Source organism: uncultured Roseivirga sp. (genome assembly GCF_963973945.1).
Lineage (GTDB): Bacteria > Bacteroidota > Bacteroidia > Cytophagales > Cyclobacteriaceae > Roseivirga.
Genome location: NZ_CAXBBV010000002.1, coordinates 363654 through 381708 on the forward strand (window position 1 = coordinate 363654; position 18055 = coordinate 381708).

The following is an 18055-nucleotide window of genomic DNA, read 5'->3' on the forward strand; positions in this document are numbered from 1 at the left end:
TTCAATAGTTTTATTATCGTGTGTGGTTGGTCAGATCACTTTTTCTGTCAATAATCTCTTTTTGATGAAGAAGCTATTGTGTGTTTTACTGATTATTATTTCTGCCAACCATTTGGTAGCACAAGACTCATTACGAATAGCGAGGGAATTACTTAGGTCTGAAGTAATCCGATACTCCAAACCTGACAGTAGTTTGATATATGCGGAGAATGCTGTTAGATGGTCTCAGGAAATAGACAGTAAATGGCAAAAGGCACAAGGATTGGTAATGATTGGAAATTACTATCAAATAAAACTGAAAAGTGATTTGTCCATGGAGTATTTTTTGAAGGCTTTGGCCGCCTTTCAGGAATTGGGCGATAGCTTAAAAATAGGAGCAACCTACATATCATTAGCACAGGTGAATCTTGAAAAGGGGCTTTATGACCAGGCTATGGTTAATAATGTATTGGCCATGGAAATATTTGAGTCCATATCTAATGAGAAGTTCCTTAATAGGGTTTATAATACAATGGCACAGATATATTCTTCCACAGGAGATTATGAGAGTACTGCTAAATATTTCCTTAAGTCATATAAAATTTATGCACTTAAGAAGGATACGATTAATCTTGGCCTTGAGCTTTCCAATTTAGCGGCTGTCCACCAGTATTTGAAAAATTACGACAGCGTGGCTTATTATTATGAGAAAGCTGTCTACTTCCTTACCTTAAAAAACAATGTTGGTGTGCTTGGAAATGCAAATCTAATTATGGCCAATTCCCAACAAGCGCAGGGGCATTTTGCTGAATCTGAAGCATACTATAAAAGAGCACTTGCTAATTATCAAAAGGCAGGGATAGCGATGAGGGTAGGGGATACCTATTTCAATTATGGAACTTTAAAGGATACCCTGGGAATCACTCAAGAGGCTATTGAATTTTATGAAAAGGCCTTGATGATTTCCAAAAAGGAAGGAGGAACAGAAATACCCAACCTAGCTTCACAAAAATTAAAACTTTTATATGCTAAGCTGGGAAACTATAAACTGGCTTTTGAAATGTCGTTGCTGAACGACACTCTTGAATCCAACTTCATGAGTCTTGAAAAACAACAGCTTATTGCAAGCTTGGAAACTGAATTCAGGACCAAAGAAAAAGAGCAACAAATTGCACTGCAACAGTCGGCTTTAAGTGCTCAAGAAGCTCGTTTAGAACGAAATCAAGCCTTGATTATTGGGCTAGCTTTAATTGCTTTATTATTAATTGCCCTAGTTGTTTTAGTTAAGAATCGGTCAAAGAAAAAAGAACAATTAATAAAACAAGAAGCCCAGCTCAAGCTTCGCGAAGCTGAATTAAATGCTGTAATCAATTCACAAGAAAAGGAGCGAAACCGTTTTGCTAGAGACTTACACGATGGTTTTGGTCAACTGATTTCAGTACTAAAACTTAACCTTTCAGGGTTAACAGACAAGGATGCTCAGCACCCAGAAAAGAGACTAGAAGTTTTCAAAAACGGAGAATCAGTAATCAACGATATGTATGCCGAACTTCGGTCTATTTGTTTCGATTTAATGCCCCAAACCTTGGTGAAAAAGGGGATAACTACTGCCTTAAAAGAATTTGGAGATCGCATTACTCAAAGTAAAAAGGTGGTTTGCGAAGTGATAGTTTTCAGCAATAAAGAACGTCTTCCCGAAATCGTTGAGATTTCGCTTTTCAGAATTTGCCAAGAGTGGGTAAACAATGTAATGAAGTATGCAGAGGCATCTCACATCACCATCCAACTTACCAGAGATGAGGCAGAACTGACCTTAACGGTAGAAGATGATGGAAAAGGGTTTGATGCCGAACTGTTTTACAGTGGCAAAGGCAATGGTTGGAAAAACATTCAAACCCGTTTGAATTTGATCAAAGGAGAGTTTGATTTAGATACCACCCAAGGCAGACGAGGCACCATGATGACTGTGAATTTACCTGACGCTTCAATTAAGCAGATACCCACCAGTACTGAAAGTGAAATCACGGCTTAATCGGATATTTTTAATAGATTAGTAAGAATACCTTGCCCTGATGAAATGGTTGTTCAATTTTGTAGGCAAGGAACAAATGTTAGACACAATGAAAATCCTCCTTGTTGATGATCACTCCATATTATTGGATGGTTTAAAAAAGCTCATTGAAGAAGATGAAATGTTATCGGTAGTAGATGCCGTGGGCTCTGTTCCAGAAGCAATTCGCTCTATCGACAAACATAAACCTGATCTAGTAATTACCGATTATAACCTTGGTGATGACGATGGCTTAAGTCTAGTACAGAAATCAAAGCGTCTTTTTCCTGATATGAAATTCATCATTTTGAGCATGCACGATGAAGCACATTTGGTAAAAGAAATTCTCAAAGAGGGAGTGAATGGCTATGTGCTTAAAAAGGATACCAAAGAAGAATTGATTGAGGCCATTTATGCGGTAAGAGGAGGGAAGATGTACATGTCTACCGACATTAATGCCATGTTGGTGAAAAGCCTTTACGAACCCGATGAAGGTAAACTTTTGACTTCTCGCGAACGCGAAATTCTAAAACTGATTTCTCAAGAATACTCCAACAAGCAAATTGCCGAAGAACTTTTTATCAGTGAACGAACCGTTGAAACCCACAGAAAGAACATTTTCCGCAAAACAAAAACCAACTCCCTAGTAGGACTTATCAAGTTTGCTTACGCGAATAACTTGATTTAAAGCCTCTTCTTTTTACTTTTTAATTCGCTTTACGAATTTCATCCGTGCTAGCACGGATTGCAATACACCATGACTGGCGTATTCCCTTCAGCGTATTGTGGCTCTAATTTTACATTAATCCAAAGGTTTGATTTCAGTAACCTTGATAGACCACTAAATGCTGTACTCATGAAAAACATCATCTATCTCTTATTAATGGTTTTTGTCTTTTCCGCAAAAGCTCAAATCTTAGAAACCGTCACTCTAGAATCTAAAGGGGTGAAAGATAAGGCCACCAGTATTGAAAATACATACTATGAATTTGTGGCGGAAAAGGGGCTTCAGAAATCTATAATTGAAGTTGAGAAATATGACGACAAAGGCAATTTGATAAGCATTAGTCGAAATGAGCTCTTAACAGGTAACAAGTATGAATACACATATGAATTGGATAAGAAAGGAATTTTAGAAGTAGAAAAAATTGCAAATGCTGCTACTGGGTTAACCTTACGAACCACCAAGTACGACTATAAAAAAGGCCTGCTGACAGCTACTACACAAGTACAAGGCCTAATTACTACCGTTAAAAACTACAGTTATAACGATAAAGATCAACTTATAGAGACTGAGGTACTGGAGAATGGTGAGGTTAAAGGAATAGTATACAATGAAAGAGATGCTCAAAATAGAATTACTAAAACTTCCCAAAAACTTCAAGGAGAAGAAGTAGTCAAAGTTATTTCCACATTTGAGTATAAGGATGGCGGAGCAAATGACATAACTGCCGAAACCAGAGCAACTACAAATGGAACATTTTCCATTACCACTTTAACCAGCAGAACAACAAAACTGAAAGTTCAAGAAACTACAAAGAACTTAGGCAACAATCAGCAATCTATTGTCAAGCATTATTTTGAAAACGATGCAAAAGGAAGTTGGGTGAAGAGCGAAGTGCTAGATGAGCAATTTGGTAGGTCGAGCTTAGTTTTGAGAAAAATCAGTTATGTAGATGGGCAAGCCACTGGCAGAACAGAAATGGCACCTGAAGATGATAGAGTTCAGTATTTTAGACAATATGCCAAAGTTAGTGTGGCAGTTAATGGTAAAATAGTGCCATCCACTAACCCCAATCTGATATCCGGAACAGATGATCATATTACCTATGTGGCCTCTATCAATGCTACTGTTGTTCTAAAAGGCTATAACAAAACTTCAAACCAAACTACTTGGCATGAAGGAGTAATTGTATCTCATAACCCTGATGACATATTTTGGGCTGGAGGGCCTACTTATCTAACTATTTTTCAGAAAGGACTCATTGTAACCTCGGGCAAAAGCAAATACAATGTAGGTAGCAATAGTGTCAACTATTTAAGTAGCCTAGGTAAATCATTCTTGGCCATTAAAGCGCCCGAAGAAAAATTTGGGCTTCAAAAGGTTGAACTATTGGACAATAATGATTTTTGGAGCAAATCAACCGATAACACTTATGCTTTTATTTCAAAAGGAAACGGTATAGGAGTGAGAAAGCAGCTTGAGGCCCCTGACGGGAGTAGGTTAATGAGCACCAGTACACAGAAAGATGGATGGTATATATTACCCGATTTTAGGTCTAAATATGATGAAGGCAAACCTGGAGATATACATGTTGCCGAACACTTAACCGAGCCAATAAAGCAATTGAAGGAGCGCTACCCTTCTATTAACTTTAATAGTTTTACTCACGATAACCTTGTAAATAACCAATATAGATTAAAAACCTCTGATGGCACCATAGTTACCGCGATTGCAGAGCCCACTACTCGAACGCCAGATAGTCAACTCGTAACCTACTTTTCGTTAACAGGTGAGTATTTAAGAATGGATGGTTTTTACGATAAACCAGACGATCAAGAGTTTTTGAATCAACCAGTAACGGCTTTGTCTAAGGGAGAAGAGTCAATCTACTATTTATATAATGAGAATAAGAACATCACCTACTTTGTAAGAGGCACGCGATTAACTAAAAGTAATCTAGGTTCTCGTAAACTATATGCAGATCAGGTGAAATACGGTGCTGTAGTTTACGACTCAATTTCTAGCGCCAGCTATGGTATGAATTACGATTTAAAAGGGACATCCACGGTTGGTCCAATGAAGGCTTTACCTTGGAACCCTGCTCAAACCTTTATTATGAAGCTTGAAAAAGGGCAATGGGTCATTTTTGAAAAGGGTGAGGGAATGAGTAATTATGATTACAGTCTAATGGATGGAGATGATGTTATTCATTTCTACACCAATGCGCTGAATGTAGTGAAGGCTTATCGTTTCAAGGGCTTTAAAGGCATAAAGCTTGGCGAATTTCTTCCCGCTGAATTTGTTCCTGATAATGAAATTACCAGCCTAGCTACCAAATTGAAAGTAGACCCTTCAAAACCTAAAGAAAAGAAGGAGGCAGTAAAAGCCATGCCAAATACCTTTAAGAGAACAGGAACTTCTTATAGTTTATGGGATGAAAATGGAATGCCCATTCTTAGTTACTTGCAGTTCTTTGGCAATTTGGGCTCTCCCGATGCTTACGCGCGTGATACCACAAGAAGAATAACCTACGAACTTAAAAACTACTTTACACAAGATAACATTGAAGGTACTAGCAGAATTGTAATGGGACCTGCCGACAACAAAATACTAAAGTGGGGAGAGAAGAGCGTAGCCTTTTTCATCAATGGGAAGTCTCAAGTAGATGTGAAACGCGTGTATGTTAACAACCGAGCAGAATCAGAAATGTGGAGTGAATTGGTCTATGATCAATTTAGTGGTTCTACCTTCTTTGGCGAATACCCTCAAAAAGAAGGCTTCTACTTTGGTGCTCTTAACAAACTTCCAGTAGACAGTGAAAAGGCTGTATTAATCAAGTTGAAAGACGGCAAGTTCTCTCTAATTATAGAAGGTATAATTGACAAGAGCACTACGGTTACGTCAAACGTCTATCAAGGAGATCTCATCTATGTAAATAATGGTAGTACACAGAAAGCCTATAGATTCAAAGGATTTGAAAAGGCCCAAGTGCTAGATCTTTTACTCCCAGAAACCATTCCTCCGTCAGAATTAAATGAGCTTTTGAAGAAGATCAATAGTGAAAAAAATAATGGAGGGGATTAACAATTAGGCAGTTTTAAAGTGTTTGAAATTCTTCTTACAGAATACTTTCTAAGCCTCTTAAGCTAAGCCTCCTATTCATTTTACTTGAACAGCGTCTGGGACTACGTACCAGTACGGATGTCAAAACAAGGGTTCTAAGTCATGTTCTAACGCTCTCATCTGCCTTAGCTTTACTTCATAAGATTACTACTTATGAAAAATCGATACATCATCTTCTTTCTATTTATTGCCCTTGCTGTTTCACAAACAAAAGCGCAAAGTATTTCATTTTATGGCGGTATAAGCTCCATTAAGACAAGTACAGATGGACGGTACTTAATTTTAGCCGATGGCCCAGTAAGTGCACATAACGGTCAGTACCAAAACATTCTGTTGTATGATGCTCATAACCGAACGTCAAACTTTTTGGCTGAAAATAGTACTTATGGAGGCTTTTCAGGAGCCATGTCGTACATGGCATTCAGTAGCATTGGTCGGAGTGGTATTGATATTATCTCTAAAAGTAGCTTAGTAAATATTGAGTCAGGTAAGGTAAATAGTTTAAGCAATGAGCATTTTATCATTGGTGTTTATGACGATGGTAGGGTGTTGGCTACCAAGGCGAAAATCGAAAAAAAGTATCCTGCAACAAAGTCTCAATCTGGCCTCTATATCTATGACCCGAGCTCTAGGGAAACCATGCAAATTATGAGTGAGAAAGTTGACTTGGAAAAGTATTTAGCAAGCGCTCATAAGTTCAGCCCCGATTACCATTTTTTATGGAAGTATGAAGGTGGCTTCGAGGTGTATGATTTACTGAATGCAAAAAAGATCGGTATAGAGCCCCAATTACCAAATATTGGGTTTAGTAGAGCCAGACTTTCCACAATAGATGGGTCGAAAGCAGTGATCAGCAGATTAAAACCACTCGACCCAGAGTGGGACGATTATTATTTTGATGCCGAGAATAATGAACTCATTCTACTCGGAGATCAAAATAAACCTAAAATGGGGTATAAGTTCTTTGGGGGTAACCTTTACTCCATTGATGTTGAGAACAGAGTAGTGTCTAGGTTGAAAAAAGAGAGCGATAAGTTTGTAGAAGACGCCTCATGGTCTTTCTCTTCCGTGAATAACAGAATGAAAGGAGAGCAATATCAGTTTGAATTGATCTCTGAAATAAACTTGGCGGCAATTCCTTCCAAAAAGCAAACGGATGCCAACATGCTCTTGGTAGACCTAAGAAGTAACGAAATTACAGATGACCTTAACTTATATCCGTCAAAAGTGAGTACCGTAACCTCAACTCCAAAACCTACAGTTCCTCAACGCCCACTATACAATAGCAATTTATTAAATAGTTACAACCTGCTTAGGTTGCCTTGGGCGCTTGATTACAATACACTGCAAGGTAGGTCTGTAAACGGCTTGGACGGAGCATCAGATATTGGTGGAATTTTGAATGGAAACTTGAGTGCCATTGGCGAAATAGGGCAAACACAAGAAGGCGATTTAATCTTGCTTTCTATGTGGAGAGGAATAGTAAGTGGGTCTGATGTTTCTTGGTTTAAAGTTTCGGTTTTTGGAACAGACGGAACGCATAAGCGGACAGAGAATATTGGAGTTACACAGAAAAGTAGAGGGGCCATAACTGCCCAAATTGAATTCAACATAAGAACAGAAGGGAACACCACTGTAATCAGGGCCTATCAGACCAACGGGAGTTCACTTGACTCATATAAGCTGATAGTTAACGCTTCAGGGAATATAACTCGCACAAGTAATTAGTGAAACACTCTAAAACAGAAACTATGAAAAACAGGGTTTTCACACTTCTAATATCAATACTGTTGACTACCAGTCTTCTCTCTTTACCACATACTGTAAGAGCACAAGAAGACCTGAACGAAATTTACCTAAAGGCTTATGATCTTGTAAAGAAAAATCAAACACAAGAATCACTGAAGTTGCTCCAAGAGGTGATGAACATCAACGGTTATTTTGAAAACGTGTATGCCATGTTTGCCTTTAACTATATGCTTAAAGGCGATTTGATTCAAGCGGGCACCTACCTAAAAGCTACCGAAGATTTAGGAGAAACATCCATTTACCCAGTGTTTATGAGGGCCAATCTCAAGGTGTTTGAAGGCAAAGTAGATGAAGCCAAAGCTTTAATAAAACTTGCCCTTCAATACAAACAACTGGATTCAGACATTGAAGACTTTAATGATGCTTGGGATACTTTTATTCAATTTGATAAAAAGGCTAGTGATTTTCAAAGCCTGAAGGCTTGGTTACCAACAGTTAAGGTAAGCAACAAGGTATTTATGGACGCGCTTGAGGCAAACACTAAGGCACAAAACTTGGCCTTAGAGGCCAAAGGTCCAGAGGCTTTGAATGTATTCAATGGAGTACTAGATGCGCTGAACAAACTGACCCCAAAGGGCACAAACACCGCTTATAAATGGCAGGCCGAAGTGGGAGCCTCTTTGTTTTATAATGGAGCCATTGAAGCAGGAGCACAACTCATTGGAAATGCCTATAAAAACACCATTTCTAATAACGAAATTGGTGATTATGTGAAAGCCATTTCCGCTTATTACTATTCAGATTACTTGAATTACATAGGTAATTTTCAATTAGGACAACAAGTGGTCGACCAAGCGTTACCCTACTCTAAAAGGCTGCTGAGCCTTGATTTAACCGGACAATTGCTTTTGAAAAAATCATCAATGCTGAGTGGTCAAGGCTTAAATCAAGAAAACATAGCCGTGGGCAATCAACTTTTACAGTTGGGTAATAATATGAAGAACCCTTACTTTCAAGCGCAAGGCTATAATACATTGGGGTCCTCGTATTTAGTGTCTACCGATCCCGCAGATAGAACTAAGGCTAAACAATATTTAGAACAAGCCAATACCGTTGCCATAAACAACAATTTTGGATACTTGGCGGAAACCATTCAGGGAAATCTGGCCATTACCTACTGGCAGTCAGGCCAAAGAGATAAAGCTGTTCAAACCTATCAAACTTTAATCAACAGCCTTCTAAGTCAGAACAGAGAACAAGATGCTATTGTCAACCTCAACAACGTGGGCACTATGTTTTTCTTTACTGAAGAATATGCGAGGGCCATTCCTTATTTTGAGAAAGCCATTAGTATTTCAGAAGAGTTTAGAGCTCAGTTAGATGGGCAAAACCGAATTACCTATCTGCAATCTCAGTTGAGTGCCTATCAATTTCTTACCTATTGCTATGCCCGAACAGGAAACGGAACGGGGCTTTTTAATTCGATAGATCAACAAAGAGCAAGAGTTTTAACTGAGCGAATGACCTTAAATAAGAAAGCAACTAAAACTACATTAGAGAAATTTCAAGCCAGTTTAAAGTCTGACGAGGTAGCCTTGTTTTATAGCTTGACGGAACCAGGCGCTGTGGCCATCAATGTGGTGACAAAAGATAAAACGTATGCAATTCTTAAAGAATTCTTCAAAGAGTTTACAGAACTGAAGCAGCGTTATTTTGATAAGGCCCGCAACGAAGATATGCAGCGCATTGGCTTTAAATTACCTCTAAATGCAAGGGTAGTAGGCGATCGTATTTTGATGGAAAATGACATAGCCAATATGTTCAATCAAGAAGATTTTGAAACACTGGGCGAACTTACTCGCGAACTTCTCCAAGATGACAAGCCTGAGTATGCCGAAATCAAAACCAAATTCTTGAATACCTATTATAAGTTTCTGATCGAGCCTGTGGCCAATCTTATTGCAGGAAAAAAGAAGTTGATTATATCGCCAGATGGCTTGCTCAATTTCATTCCTTTCGAAGCCTTGATCACGAATCAAGGCAGATACCTTATTGAAGATGTAGGGGTTCGCTATATGCAATCGGCCAGTGTTGGAGGAGTAATCAATTCACGAAAATATTCAGCAGATCGTAAACCAATGCTTGCCATGGGAGGGGCGCTTTACGATGAAATGTCGACCAAGGCAGATCCAATCAGAAGTTCAGAAAGACTGCAGAAAATGAATTTTCTAGCAGAAGAAAATGCAATGCAAGGTTTGTCGCAGCGTGAAGTGTATGCCGCTTTGGGTTTTGGTAAAATGAACTACCTCCCAGGAACGCTCCGTGAAGTAGAAACGATGGCAGCCACCGTGCCGGGCACCGATGTGTACACAGGCTTGCAGATGGATGAAGCTTTTTTAAAGCAACTTTCCGCAGAAGGAAAATTAGCAAATTATAAGGTAGTTCATTTAGCAACTCATGGCTTTGCACTTCCTGATATTCCTCAACTTTCAGGAGTGGCCATGAGTATTTTAAAAGATGAAAAGGACGGTGAAGACGGGTACCTCACTGCCCCAGAGATTTCTTCACTTAAACTAAATGCTGATTTAGTAGTGCTTTCGGCCTGCGAAACTGGCTTGGGTAAAATTTACGGAGGAGAAGGAGTAATGGGCTTAACGCAATCTTTGATTTTGGCAGGAGCCAATGGTGCAGCGGTTTCTCTTTGGGCAGTAAATGATGCTTCAACCATGTATTTTATGGCGGGTATGTATGAGCTCGTAGGAAAAACCAATATGACTTATGCAGATGCCATTGATGATATGAAGCGTAGGTTTATTAAAGGCGAATTTGGTGAAACTTTTAAGGGCACTGGTTTCTGGTCGCCTTTTATCCATTACGGTAATTGATGATTTGTACGTGCTAGCACTTACTTAAAAACACCACTTGGGCTGTATGTTCTCAAGGTTGCAATTAAGCCAACTTTGATAAGTACTTAAAAGCTTAAGATGATGAAAAAACAATTCGCATTACTCGTATTTGCTTTCCTAATCATTACTTCATGTGGAAATGAGGACCCTCCAACCAAAGATGATTGTGGAGGTCAAGCCTGTGAAGCAACACCAGGTACCGATGAAACAGCCACTACAGTACCAAATTCCTTACATGGCACTTACAATATGGTAATCACTTATGCCGAAAGTAATTCACCCTATCCAGAAGGTACTACGGCAACCTTCATCATTGCAGCCGAGAAGCTAACAGTATCCATAGACGGAGAAGACTGTTTTTCAATAATTAATCCTGTAAACAGGTCTCCATTTACAGCTCCGACATTCAAGGCGGACTGCATAGGGGATATTGCATTTCAGGTAGCAGCCAATCAGAGTGGAGGTCTTGAAGAAATCAATTTGATTTTGGCGAGCGGGCCTGGTTACTACGGTCAGTTTAGAGTGCAGTAAGGCCTTTTGAGGTGAACAATTGATATGGTTTCACGAAAACTCCGTGTTGGTACGGAGTGAAAAACACCACTTGAACTGTATGTTCTTAGGCTTTCAATTCAAGCAATTTTGAGAAGTAAAACTACAAGATTATGACAAAGGTATTTGCTATCAGTATTCTAACCTGTCTCTTCAGCCAATCGGTTTTTGGTCAAGGGTATCAAGTCTTGGACGATGATCCTTCTAAACTTATCAAAGGACATCTTGCCTTGGAATATCTAACGGTTGATGCTGGCTTGTCTAATGTAAGTGGCGCTTATGCTTGGGCCATTGGAGCAAATACCTACTATCCATTATTGCCTTCTCTTGGCTTAGAAGGAAGTTTAAGAACTCCGCTACTAAAATTAGAATCATCAGGAGGATTAGCCATTTCAGCAGAAGCTGGCGCAAGTAAGACACTCTTTTCCAAAACCAAATTAAAAGATGAGCTCAAAGTATTGATGAGTTTTAGTCAGTCACGCTCCTTAGGTGGAGGTACGGTAACCACCAGATCAAGTACACTGACGATGCCTGGAAATGTAAGAACAGAGGTCTTTGTAAGGGGAGGAGGCTATTACCGAAATAGCAGCTATGAACCCGATGACGCTGGAGTTTTCTCTTCCATAACCTCAATTACACATACTGGAGGCTATGTAGGAATTGGCCTTTCAAAAGGCACATTCTTTCAGTTTAAAAGCGAGGCAACAAATGAAAGTTTTGCACTCGGAAACATATTCAAATTTTATGCAGATGTGCTGCTGTTGCCTACTGAAATAGAAGATCCAGCATATGATGATTCAGATGCAATTGGCTGGAGAGTGGGCGTGAAATGGTACAATAGCCCTTATACAGCCGAGAATAATTTTGGGAGAAAGAAGGGCTTTTTTGGCAATATGTTCGCCATCGGAGAAATGGGTACACGGCCTTATGAAGGTGCGGTAATTACATTATCAGTGGGCTATGTCATTATGAAGTTCTAGAAGAAAATCACATCACATGAAAAAATCATAAGAAGTAAACACAATTTAAATTCATCACCATGAAAAAGTTAACCCTATTATTAATGCTTGCATTGGCCACCATTGGCTTAAATGCACAAACCGACTGGTCGAAAGTAGATTTTGCCAAGCAGTATAAAATGAAGACGAAAATTTCTGGAGGTACCGCAAAAACTTTACTCTCTGAGCCGACTTTTATTAATGATTATTACATAAGCCAGGCCTCATTGATGAAAGGGAAATCACAAGCAGGCATGATGCAAAAACAAGGAGTAGGTTCTGTTTTTGCCGAAGCTGCGCTTGCTGGCGTAAGTGCCGAGGCACTTCAGAAATTGATTGAAGAACTCCATGCCCAGTTTATACAAGAGCTAAAAGGTATTGGTTTAACAATAAGCGATGGACAATCTGTACTTGATTATGGGAATGAAAGCGGAAAAGCTGATAGAAAGAATACTTGGGTAGGCAGAACTGACGGTAAAGTTATTTTTGATAAGACGAGTGTTTTGGATAACGCACCAGACATTAAAGAGCAGAACATCTTTAGGCCTAATGATATGCCAATCTATATGACAACATCTATTGTAGGGGGTAATTTTTACTTTAACGCTGCGAAAAAAACCAATGTAAACCTTATAAGTGTCAGTTATATGATTCGATTCGCATCTTTTGATAGTAAGAAAAATGTGAATAAAAATAGCCTAACCACTACAGCAGGCCTGTCAATTCTACCAAATGTTTTAATAACCAATCCAAAGGGTCAATGGGGTTCAATTACTTTCGAAAAGTCAATTGAAGGCAATAACGATTGGAGCAAAGGATTAGTAGAAACTGATTCAAGAGATGGTTCTTTTTGGGGATTGTCATCAAAAGGCGAGTACTCAATTCATGCAGATGAAGCCAAGTATATTGAAGAGTTAAGGCAAATAGTTCTGAATGCGCAAAAAGCCATAGCAGCCCAGATTAAGGCTAATATGTAAAATATATTGATTGAGGTTCCAGATGGGGGCCAAGTAGTAGTTGATTATTGATTGAGATCCTGGCAAAGCCGCACTGAGTGAGGTTTTTAGTGTTGGCTTGCTAGGGTTCTTAAAAAAAAAGAAAATATTTTTGGCTCGAGTTGGGTGCCTTAAATAGTGGTCGATTTGGAAGCCTCGGGAGCGGGGCTTCTTTTTTTATCCGTGCTAGTACGGAAAGAGATTTGCCTATCTGAGGGGATGTATGTACGGTGTTTTTCGATCTAGTTTTATCATGTAATAGATTGTTTTTCAGCTCAAATACTTAAGCTATGGAAACTTATATAAATAGAGTTAGCGCCTTTGATAAAGAGCAGGTTTACACTTTAGATGTTGGCAGTATTTCTAACGGACAAACTCAATGGGATTTAAAGGACATTCACGATGTTCATTTGAGCTTTAAACCAACAAAGAGCTATGGCAATGTTTACCAATGTGAAATAGAGTCAAGGTTGGGTAAAATCATTCTCTCCAATAGAAGGTATCTTGGCCCCGCGAATTTTGAATACCAGTCAGGTGAATATAGGCAGTTTGTAAGTACTCTATTACAAAATTTAGATGCCTACGGACTCGCAAACTTTAAGTCGGGTAAATCTGAGTCTACCTATTGGTTAGAGGTTATTGCCTCAGCTATCTTTTTTGGCCTGTTGCTTCTCATTTTGGCCTTTTTTGGAGCATGGATTATTGCCGTTAGTTTTTTAGCCGTTTTGATTTTTAGGCTTGTGCCTTACTACAAGAAAAATCGGCCAATGAATTTTTCAGCTAAACATATTCCTAGCCACATGTTACCCTAAAATCAACTTTGTAAAATCTTAAAATATAAACTATGAAAAAGGTATTAACAGGACTCTTCTTTATAATTGCGGTAATCGCATATTTCGTTTTTAGCTCATCTAGTTATGGAGAAAAGCTAGAGTTTAACGGAACGGATGTTTACTATACAGATCTTGTAACCGAAGCAGAGGCTCAAAAGCTCGGAGAGTATTTAGTCGAGTCGGAGTTTGCAGATGGTAATGAAAAATCGGTTCAATTAACAAAAAGAGATTCTACCTATCTGTTCAGAATGGTTGTAATAGAAGGAGCCACAGAAGACAGTACAAAAGATATAAGCTTTAAAGCCTTATCTATGCTCATTTCAATGCAAGTGTTTGACAATGCTCCAGTGGAGTTAGAGGCTTGCAACAACACTTTCGAAACGCTCAGGGTGTATAGCCTAAAATGAAAAGTGAAGTAAAAAGCAGATTTACATTTCTCATCGCAGGACTTACGCTATTGATAATTGCTGGCCTTAGCGTTTGTATTATCATGCTTATTGTTACTTCCACCAAGGGGTTCAGCTTAGAGTATGTCATTCTTTTTCTGTCTGGCTTGGTGGCGGTTGGCTTTGGGGTGGTTGCAATTATTAAGCAAAGTAAGGCCTATACTAAAAATAGGGTAGAGGAGGTAATGAGCGGCAATGAAGCCTTTCTTACCAAATGGGAAATAGATAGTAAACAATGGGCTCACTTTGTACATGCCAAATATCAGTTTGAGGTTAAAGAATCGCTAGGCTATGGTTGGGCTGCTGCTGGTTTAATGGGGCTGGCTTCTGGCTTTGTCTTTTGGGGTAAGTTTGATTTAGCAGAAACGGTGATCTATACATTATTGATTGCTGGTGCTTTCTTTTTTGTTGGCAAGCAAGGTGCCATTGTAAAGGCAAGATCTGAGTTTAAAAGATGTTCTCAGATTGAAATGAGCGATGTTTATTTTGGTAAATCCTCAATCATATTTAATAGTAAACTGATTTTGGTAGATGAGTTTGGTCATCGGCTTAAACACTTTTCAATTCAAGATAGGTTTAATATGAAAGTCGTTGAGTTTGCCGTTGAATCTGGGCTTGGGAATAGAAAGTCTACTCGTAATTACATAATCCCTGTGCCAGAAGGGAAGATTGAAGAGGCTCTGAAACTGTCTTCATATTACAACGGAATTGCTTAAATTAGATTCAATACAATAACTGGCAAAGTTGTTGTAAACGAACCTCGAAAGTTGCCAACCTTAATTTTACTATGAGAAAAGCAATCAACCTTTGTTTCGTGCTATTAGCAATTGCGGCAGTTATTTATGGCCTTATAGGCCGCTACTCCAATCATAAAACCATTAAGGAGTCCCATGTTATGGAATTGGTAAAAGGAAAGCCCCGAAACCATAATTTTGTTTTGGATTCGGATGATGAAGAGACTACTCCTCGTTAGTTATTTTTATTATTTCCCTCCAAACTTATTCAACTTATAACCTAGCCTGAATCTGAATATTTGGCGTAATACATTCGTTTCTGAATTTTGAATGTACTCTGAAGTTACATTTCGATTGATTACAGAGCTTTGGCGTAAAATATCACTTGCGGTAATACTAAAGTCCATTTTCTTTTTGAAGAATGACTTACCAAAAGACATACTCCAAATCAGTTGGCTAGTGCCGTCAATGTTGCCGACTTTACCATTTTGCTGATGGCCGAGAGAAGTAGTGATGAACACCCCACTTTCTGATTTATAGGAAGCACGCATAACAGATCCTATTTGAGAGTAACGCCTATTACCAGCCTCATTGCTAGGGTTTTTTACATTAGAAAAACTGGGCCTTACACTTAATGCGATATCAAGCTTTTCACTAAAATTACTATTTGCTCCAAAGCCAACACCGTAGTTAGCATTTTCAGCAATTTGAATAACTCCGTTTAGAAATTGAGGGCTTCGGCTAAAGCTAGCCGACCCATTTAGCTGAACATTGATTTTCCATTTTTCGATAGGCTTGGAAATATTAACATTGCCGCTCAAGTTTTTTCGGCCATCCATGTTTACAGGCATACTTAACCTTGCTCCAACAGGTAATTCAATGCCCTCAGGACTATTCGATCCATTTCCTATTATGGTATTGTTAACCACCGTATTTTCTGTAGTTCCTCCAGATATACTTAAAGAGATATATGATTTGGTTTCTTTATTAAATAAGGAGTATGTCAATGATAGCCTGTTGGAATAACTTTCAGAAAGGCCTGGATTTCCCCTTCTAAGAAATAAAGGGTTTCGGTTGTCTAGTACATCTTGCAACTGATTTGCTTGAGGCACCCCCATGCTTCTGGAGTAATTTAATCTCAATTGTTTGCCTTCCTTACTCCGGTAAGAGAAACTTACGTTGGGTATAAAGCCTTGGAATTTCCTGTTGAAAGAAGTTGAGTTAGGAAAGGTCTGGTTATTTTGGATTCTCTGAAGCTGGTATTTTGCGCCAGCCGAGATGTTGATTTCTCCAACTTTAAACTGAACTCCCGAACTGAATTCATCTTTTGTTAGCTTATTGTCATATTGACTCGACCTAAGAGTGTCTATGTCTGTATAGCCCGATTCGTTGTTATTATAATTGAGTAGCAGCCTCTCATCATCAGTTTTCTGAAGATCTCTTTTATAATAAAACTTTAAGCTCTGCTTTTCTCCTATCGGTTCGGTATAAGAAATTTGAGTAGAGAAGTTGCTAGAACTGCCCTGCGGTTTACTGAACTGGTCAAAATCTTGATTGCTTACATTACCAGTATTAAAACGATTAACAGACCGAACGGAGTCTACACTAGTAGATTGGCTTTGGCTAAAGCCAGAATTGAGCGAAAGTGTTCGTCCTTTCTTAGCAAATTTATGCCACCAGCTAAAGTTACTTCCCCAATTGTTTCCGTCTCGTTCAGAGAAATTTCTATTGTCCGTACTATTAATCTCCTCACTGTTCATAAAGGTATTTCCAGTTACATGCGAGATGTTTTTTCCTTCAGTCAATGAAAAATTTTGCCTTAGTGTAAATCGATTGTTTTCGTTGGGTTTATACTCTAAACTAAGTGATGTAGTATGTGAAACACTATTGCTTTCGCGCTCTGATCTTTGGTTATAAACCCTGCCAGAATCTGCTGCCTGAATATATTGTTGAGAGGTTTCATTAATAGATTTTGTATTGGCTCCTCTATAAGAGTAGGAGGCATTGGCTGTAAGCTTGGGTATGATTTCTGAATAATAGTAGGTTCTAAATGTACTCTGTTGCGATACTCCTCCATTAGCACCTAGGCCTCCAACGCTTACCATGGTTTGTCCCCCGCCTATATTCACATATTGCTCGCCTCCTCCTGAGCTCAGGTTATTGAAACCACCTGAGATAGAAAACCGATCTTTTCCCCTAATAAAATTTATGTTTCCGCTGGCTTGGTATCGTTCTGGAGGGCTATAAGTAAGGCCTAAAGTTGAGAAATAGCCTCTTCTTTTTTCTGGCTTGGTAACTACATTGAGTACCTTTTCCCTTTTGCCATCATCATGGCCAGTAAAAATAGCCTCCTTACTTTTTTCATCTATTACCTGTATTTTACTGACCATGTCGGCTGGTAAATTCTTCAACGTAAATTCTGGGCTATTTTGAAAGAAGGGTTTTCCATCCACAATAATTTTTGTAATGGCTTCGCCTTGCGAGGTGAGCTTTCCATCTTTCACCTCTAAGCCAGGCATTTTCTTTAGTAAATCTTCAAGGTTAGCTTCTGAGGTAGTTTTGAAGGCAGAGGAATTAAACTCAACTGTGTCTTGCTTTAAAACCACAGCAGGAGCAACACCTTCAACACTTACTGAATCTAGCATTGTAAGGTCATCAACCAAAAATATCTTTCCTAAGTCAATGGATTTGTTGTTGAACTCAAAGGTTTGGGAATAGGGCTTAAAACCCACATAAGTAATGTCTATTTTGTATTTACCCTTTGTCAGTTTCGAAAACTTAAACTCACCTTGTTCAGAGGTGGTCATTGCCTTATAAAGACTATCGCTTTGCTGAAGTAATATGACATTGGCCAAATAAAGTGGCTTTCGTTCTGTGCTGTCTAGTACTACGCCTGAAATGGTTGGTTCTTGTGAATAGCAATATGAAAAGCACAAGATTGAGTATAAAAAAATAATAACTAGCTTCAT

Annotated in this window: 13 protein-coding genes; 12 read left to right on the top strand and 1 reads right to left on the bottom strand. The window is 38.8% G+C overall.

Going from position 1 to position 18055, the window contains the following annotated elements; genetic code table 11:
* Window positions 1-64 precede the first annotated feature (64 nt).
* The 12 genes from AAC026_RS05980 to AAC026_RS06035 all read left to right on the top strand — a co-directional run bounded on the left by AAC026_RS05980 (window position 65) and on the right by AAC026_RS06035 (window position 15325).
* Complete coding sequence (locus tag AAC026_RS05980) at window positions 65-2011, top strand: sensor histidine kinase (protein WP_339695859.1); 1947 nt, start codon at window positions 65-67, stop codon at window positions 2009-2011.
* An 88-nt stretch (window positions 2012-2099) separates the two neighbouring features.
* Complete coding sequence (locus tag AAC026_RS05985; protein ID WP_339608652.1) at window positions 2100-2717, top strand: response regulator transcription factor; 618 nt, start codon at window positions 2100-2102, stop codon at window positions 2715-2717.
* 168 nt (window positions 2718-2885) lie between these two features.
* Window positions 2886-5837 (top strand): hypothetical protein, encoded by a 2952-nt coding sequence (locus tag AAC026_RS05990; protein ID WP_339695862.1) that lies wholly within the window; start codon window positions 2886-2888, stop codon window positions 5835-5837.
* A gap of 192 nt (window positions 5838-6029) precedes the next feature.
* Window positions 6030-7604, top strand: coding sequence for a hypothetical protein (locus AAC026_RS05995; protein ID WP_339695865.1), 1575 nt, complete (start codon window positions 6030-6032; stop codon window positions 7602-7604).
* Between the two features lie 23 nt (window positions 7605-7627).
* A complete protein-coding gene (locus AAC026_RS06000; RefSeq protein WP_339695868.1) occupies window positions 7628-10510 on the top strand; it encodes a CHAT domain-containing protein in 2883 nt (960 codons plus the stop codon).
* 99 nt (window positions 10511-10609) lie between these two features.
* Window positions 10610-11062 (top strand): hypothetical protein, encoded by a 453-nt coding sequence (locus AAC026_RS06005; RefSeq protein WP_339695871.1) that lies wholly within the window; start codon window positions 10610-10612, stop codon window positions 11060-11062.
* 131 nt (window positions 11063-11193) lie between these two features.
* Entirely contained in the window at window positions 11194-12060 is an 867-nt protein-coding gene (locus tag AAC026_RS06010) for a hypothetical protein (protein ID WP_339695874.1), read from the top strand.
* Window positions 12061-12119: 59 nt separating this feature from the next.
* On the top strand, window positions 12120-13055 hold the full coding sequence (locus tag AAC026_RS06015; protein WP_339608646.1) for a hypothetical protein: 936 nt from the start codon (window positions 12120-12122) through the stop codon (window positions 13053-13055).
* A gap of 308 nt (window positions 13056-13363) precedes the next feature.
* The gene (locus AAC026_RS06020) at window positions 13364-13885 is read left to right on the top strand and encodes a hypothetical protein (protein ID WP_339695877.1); all 522 of its coding nucleotides are present in this window, start codon (window positions 13364-13366) and stop codon (window positions 13883-13885) included.
* A gap of 32 nt (window positions 13886-13917) precedes the next feature.
* A complete protein-coding gene (locus AAC026_RS06025; RefSeq protein WP_339608644.1) occupies window positions 13918-14313 on the top strand; it encodes a hypothetical protein in 396 nt (131 codons plus the stop codon).
* Window positions 14310-15068 carry a hypothetical protein gene (locus tag AAC026_RS06030; protein WP_339695880.1) on the top strand — a complete coding sequence of 253 codons (759 nt, stop codon included), beginning with the start codon at window positions 14310-14312 and terminating at the stop codon, window positions 15066-15068. The genes AAC026_RS06025 and AAC026_RS06030 overlap by 4 nt, the downstream gene beginning before the upstream one ends.
* 71 nt (window positions 15069-15139) lie before the next feature.
* Entirely contained in the window at window positions 15140-15325 is a 186-nt protein-coding gene (locus tag AAC026_RS06035; RefSeq protein ID WP_339695882.1) for a hypothetical protein, read from the top strand.
* 9 nt (window positions 15326-15334) lie between these two features.
* Here the strand turns inward: AAC026_RS06035 and AAC026_RS06040 are convergent, their stop codons facing one another.
* Window positions 15335-18055, bottom strand: a complete 2721-nt coding sequence (locus tag AAC026_RS06040; protein ID WP_339695885.1) for a TonB-dependent receptor — start codon at window positions 18053-18055, stop codon at window positions 15335-15337.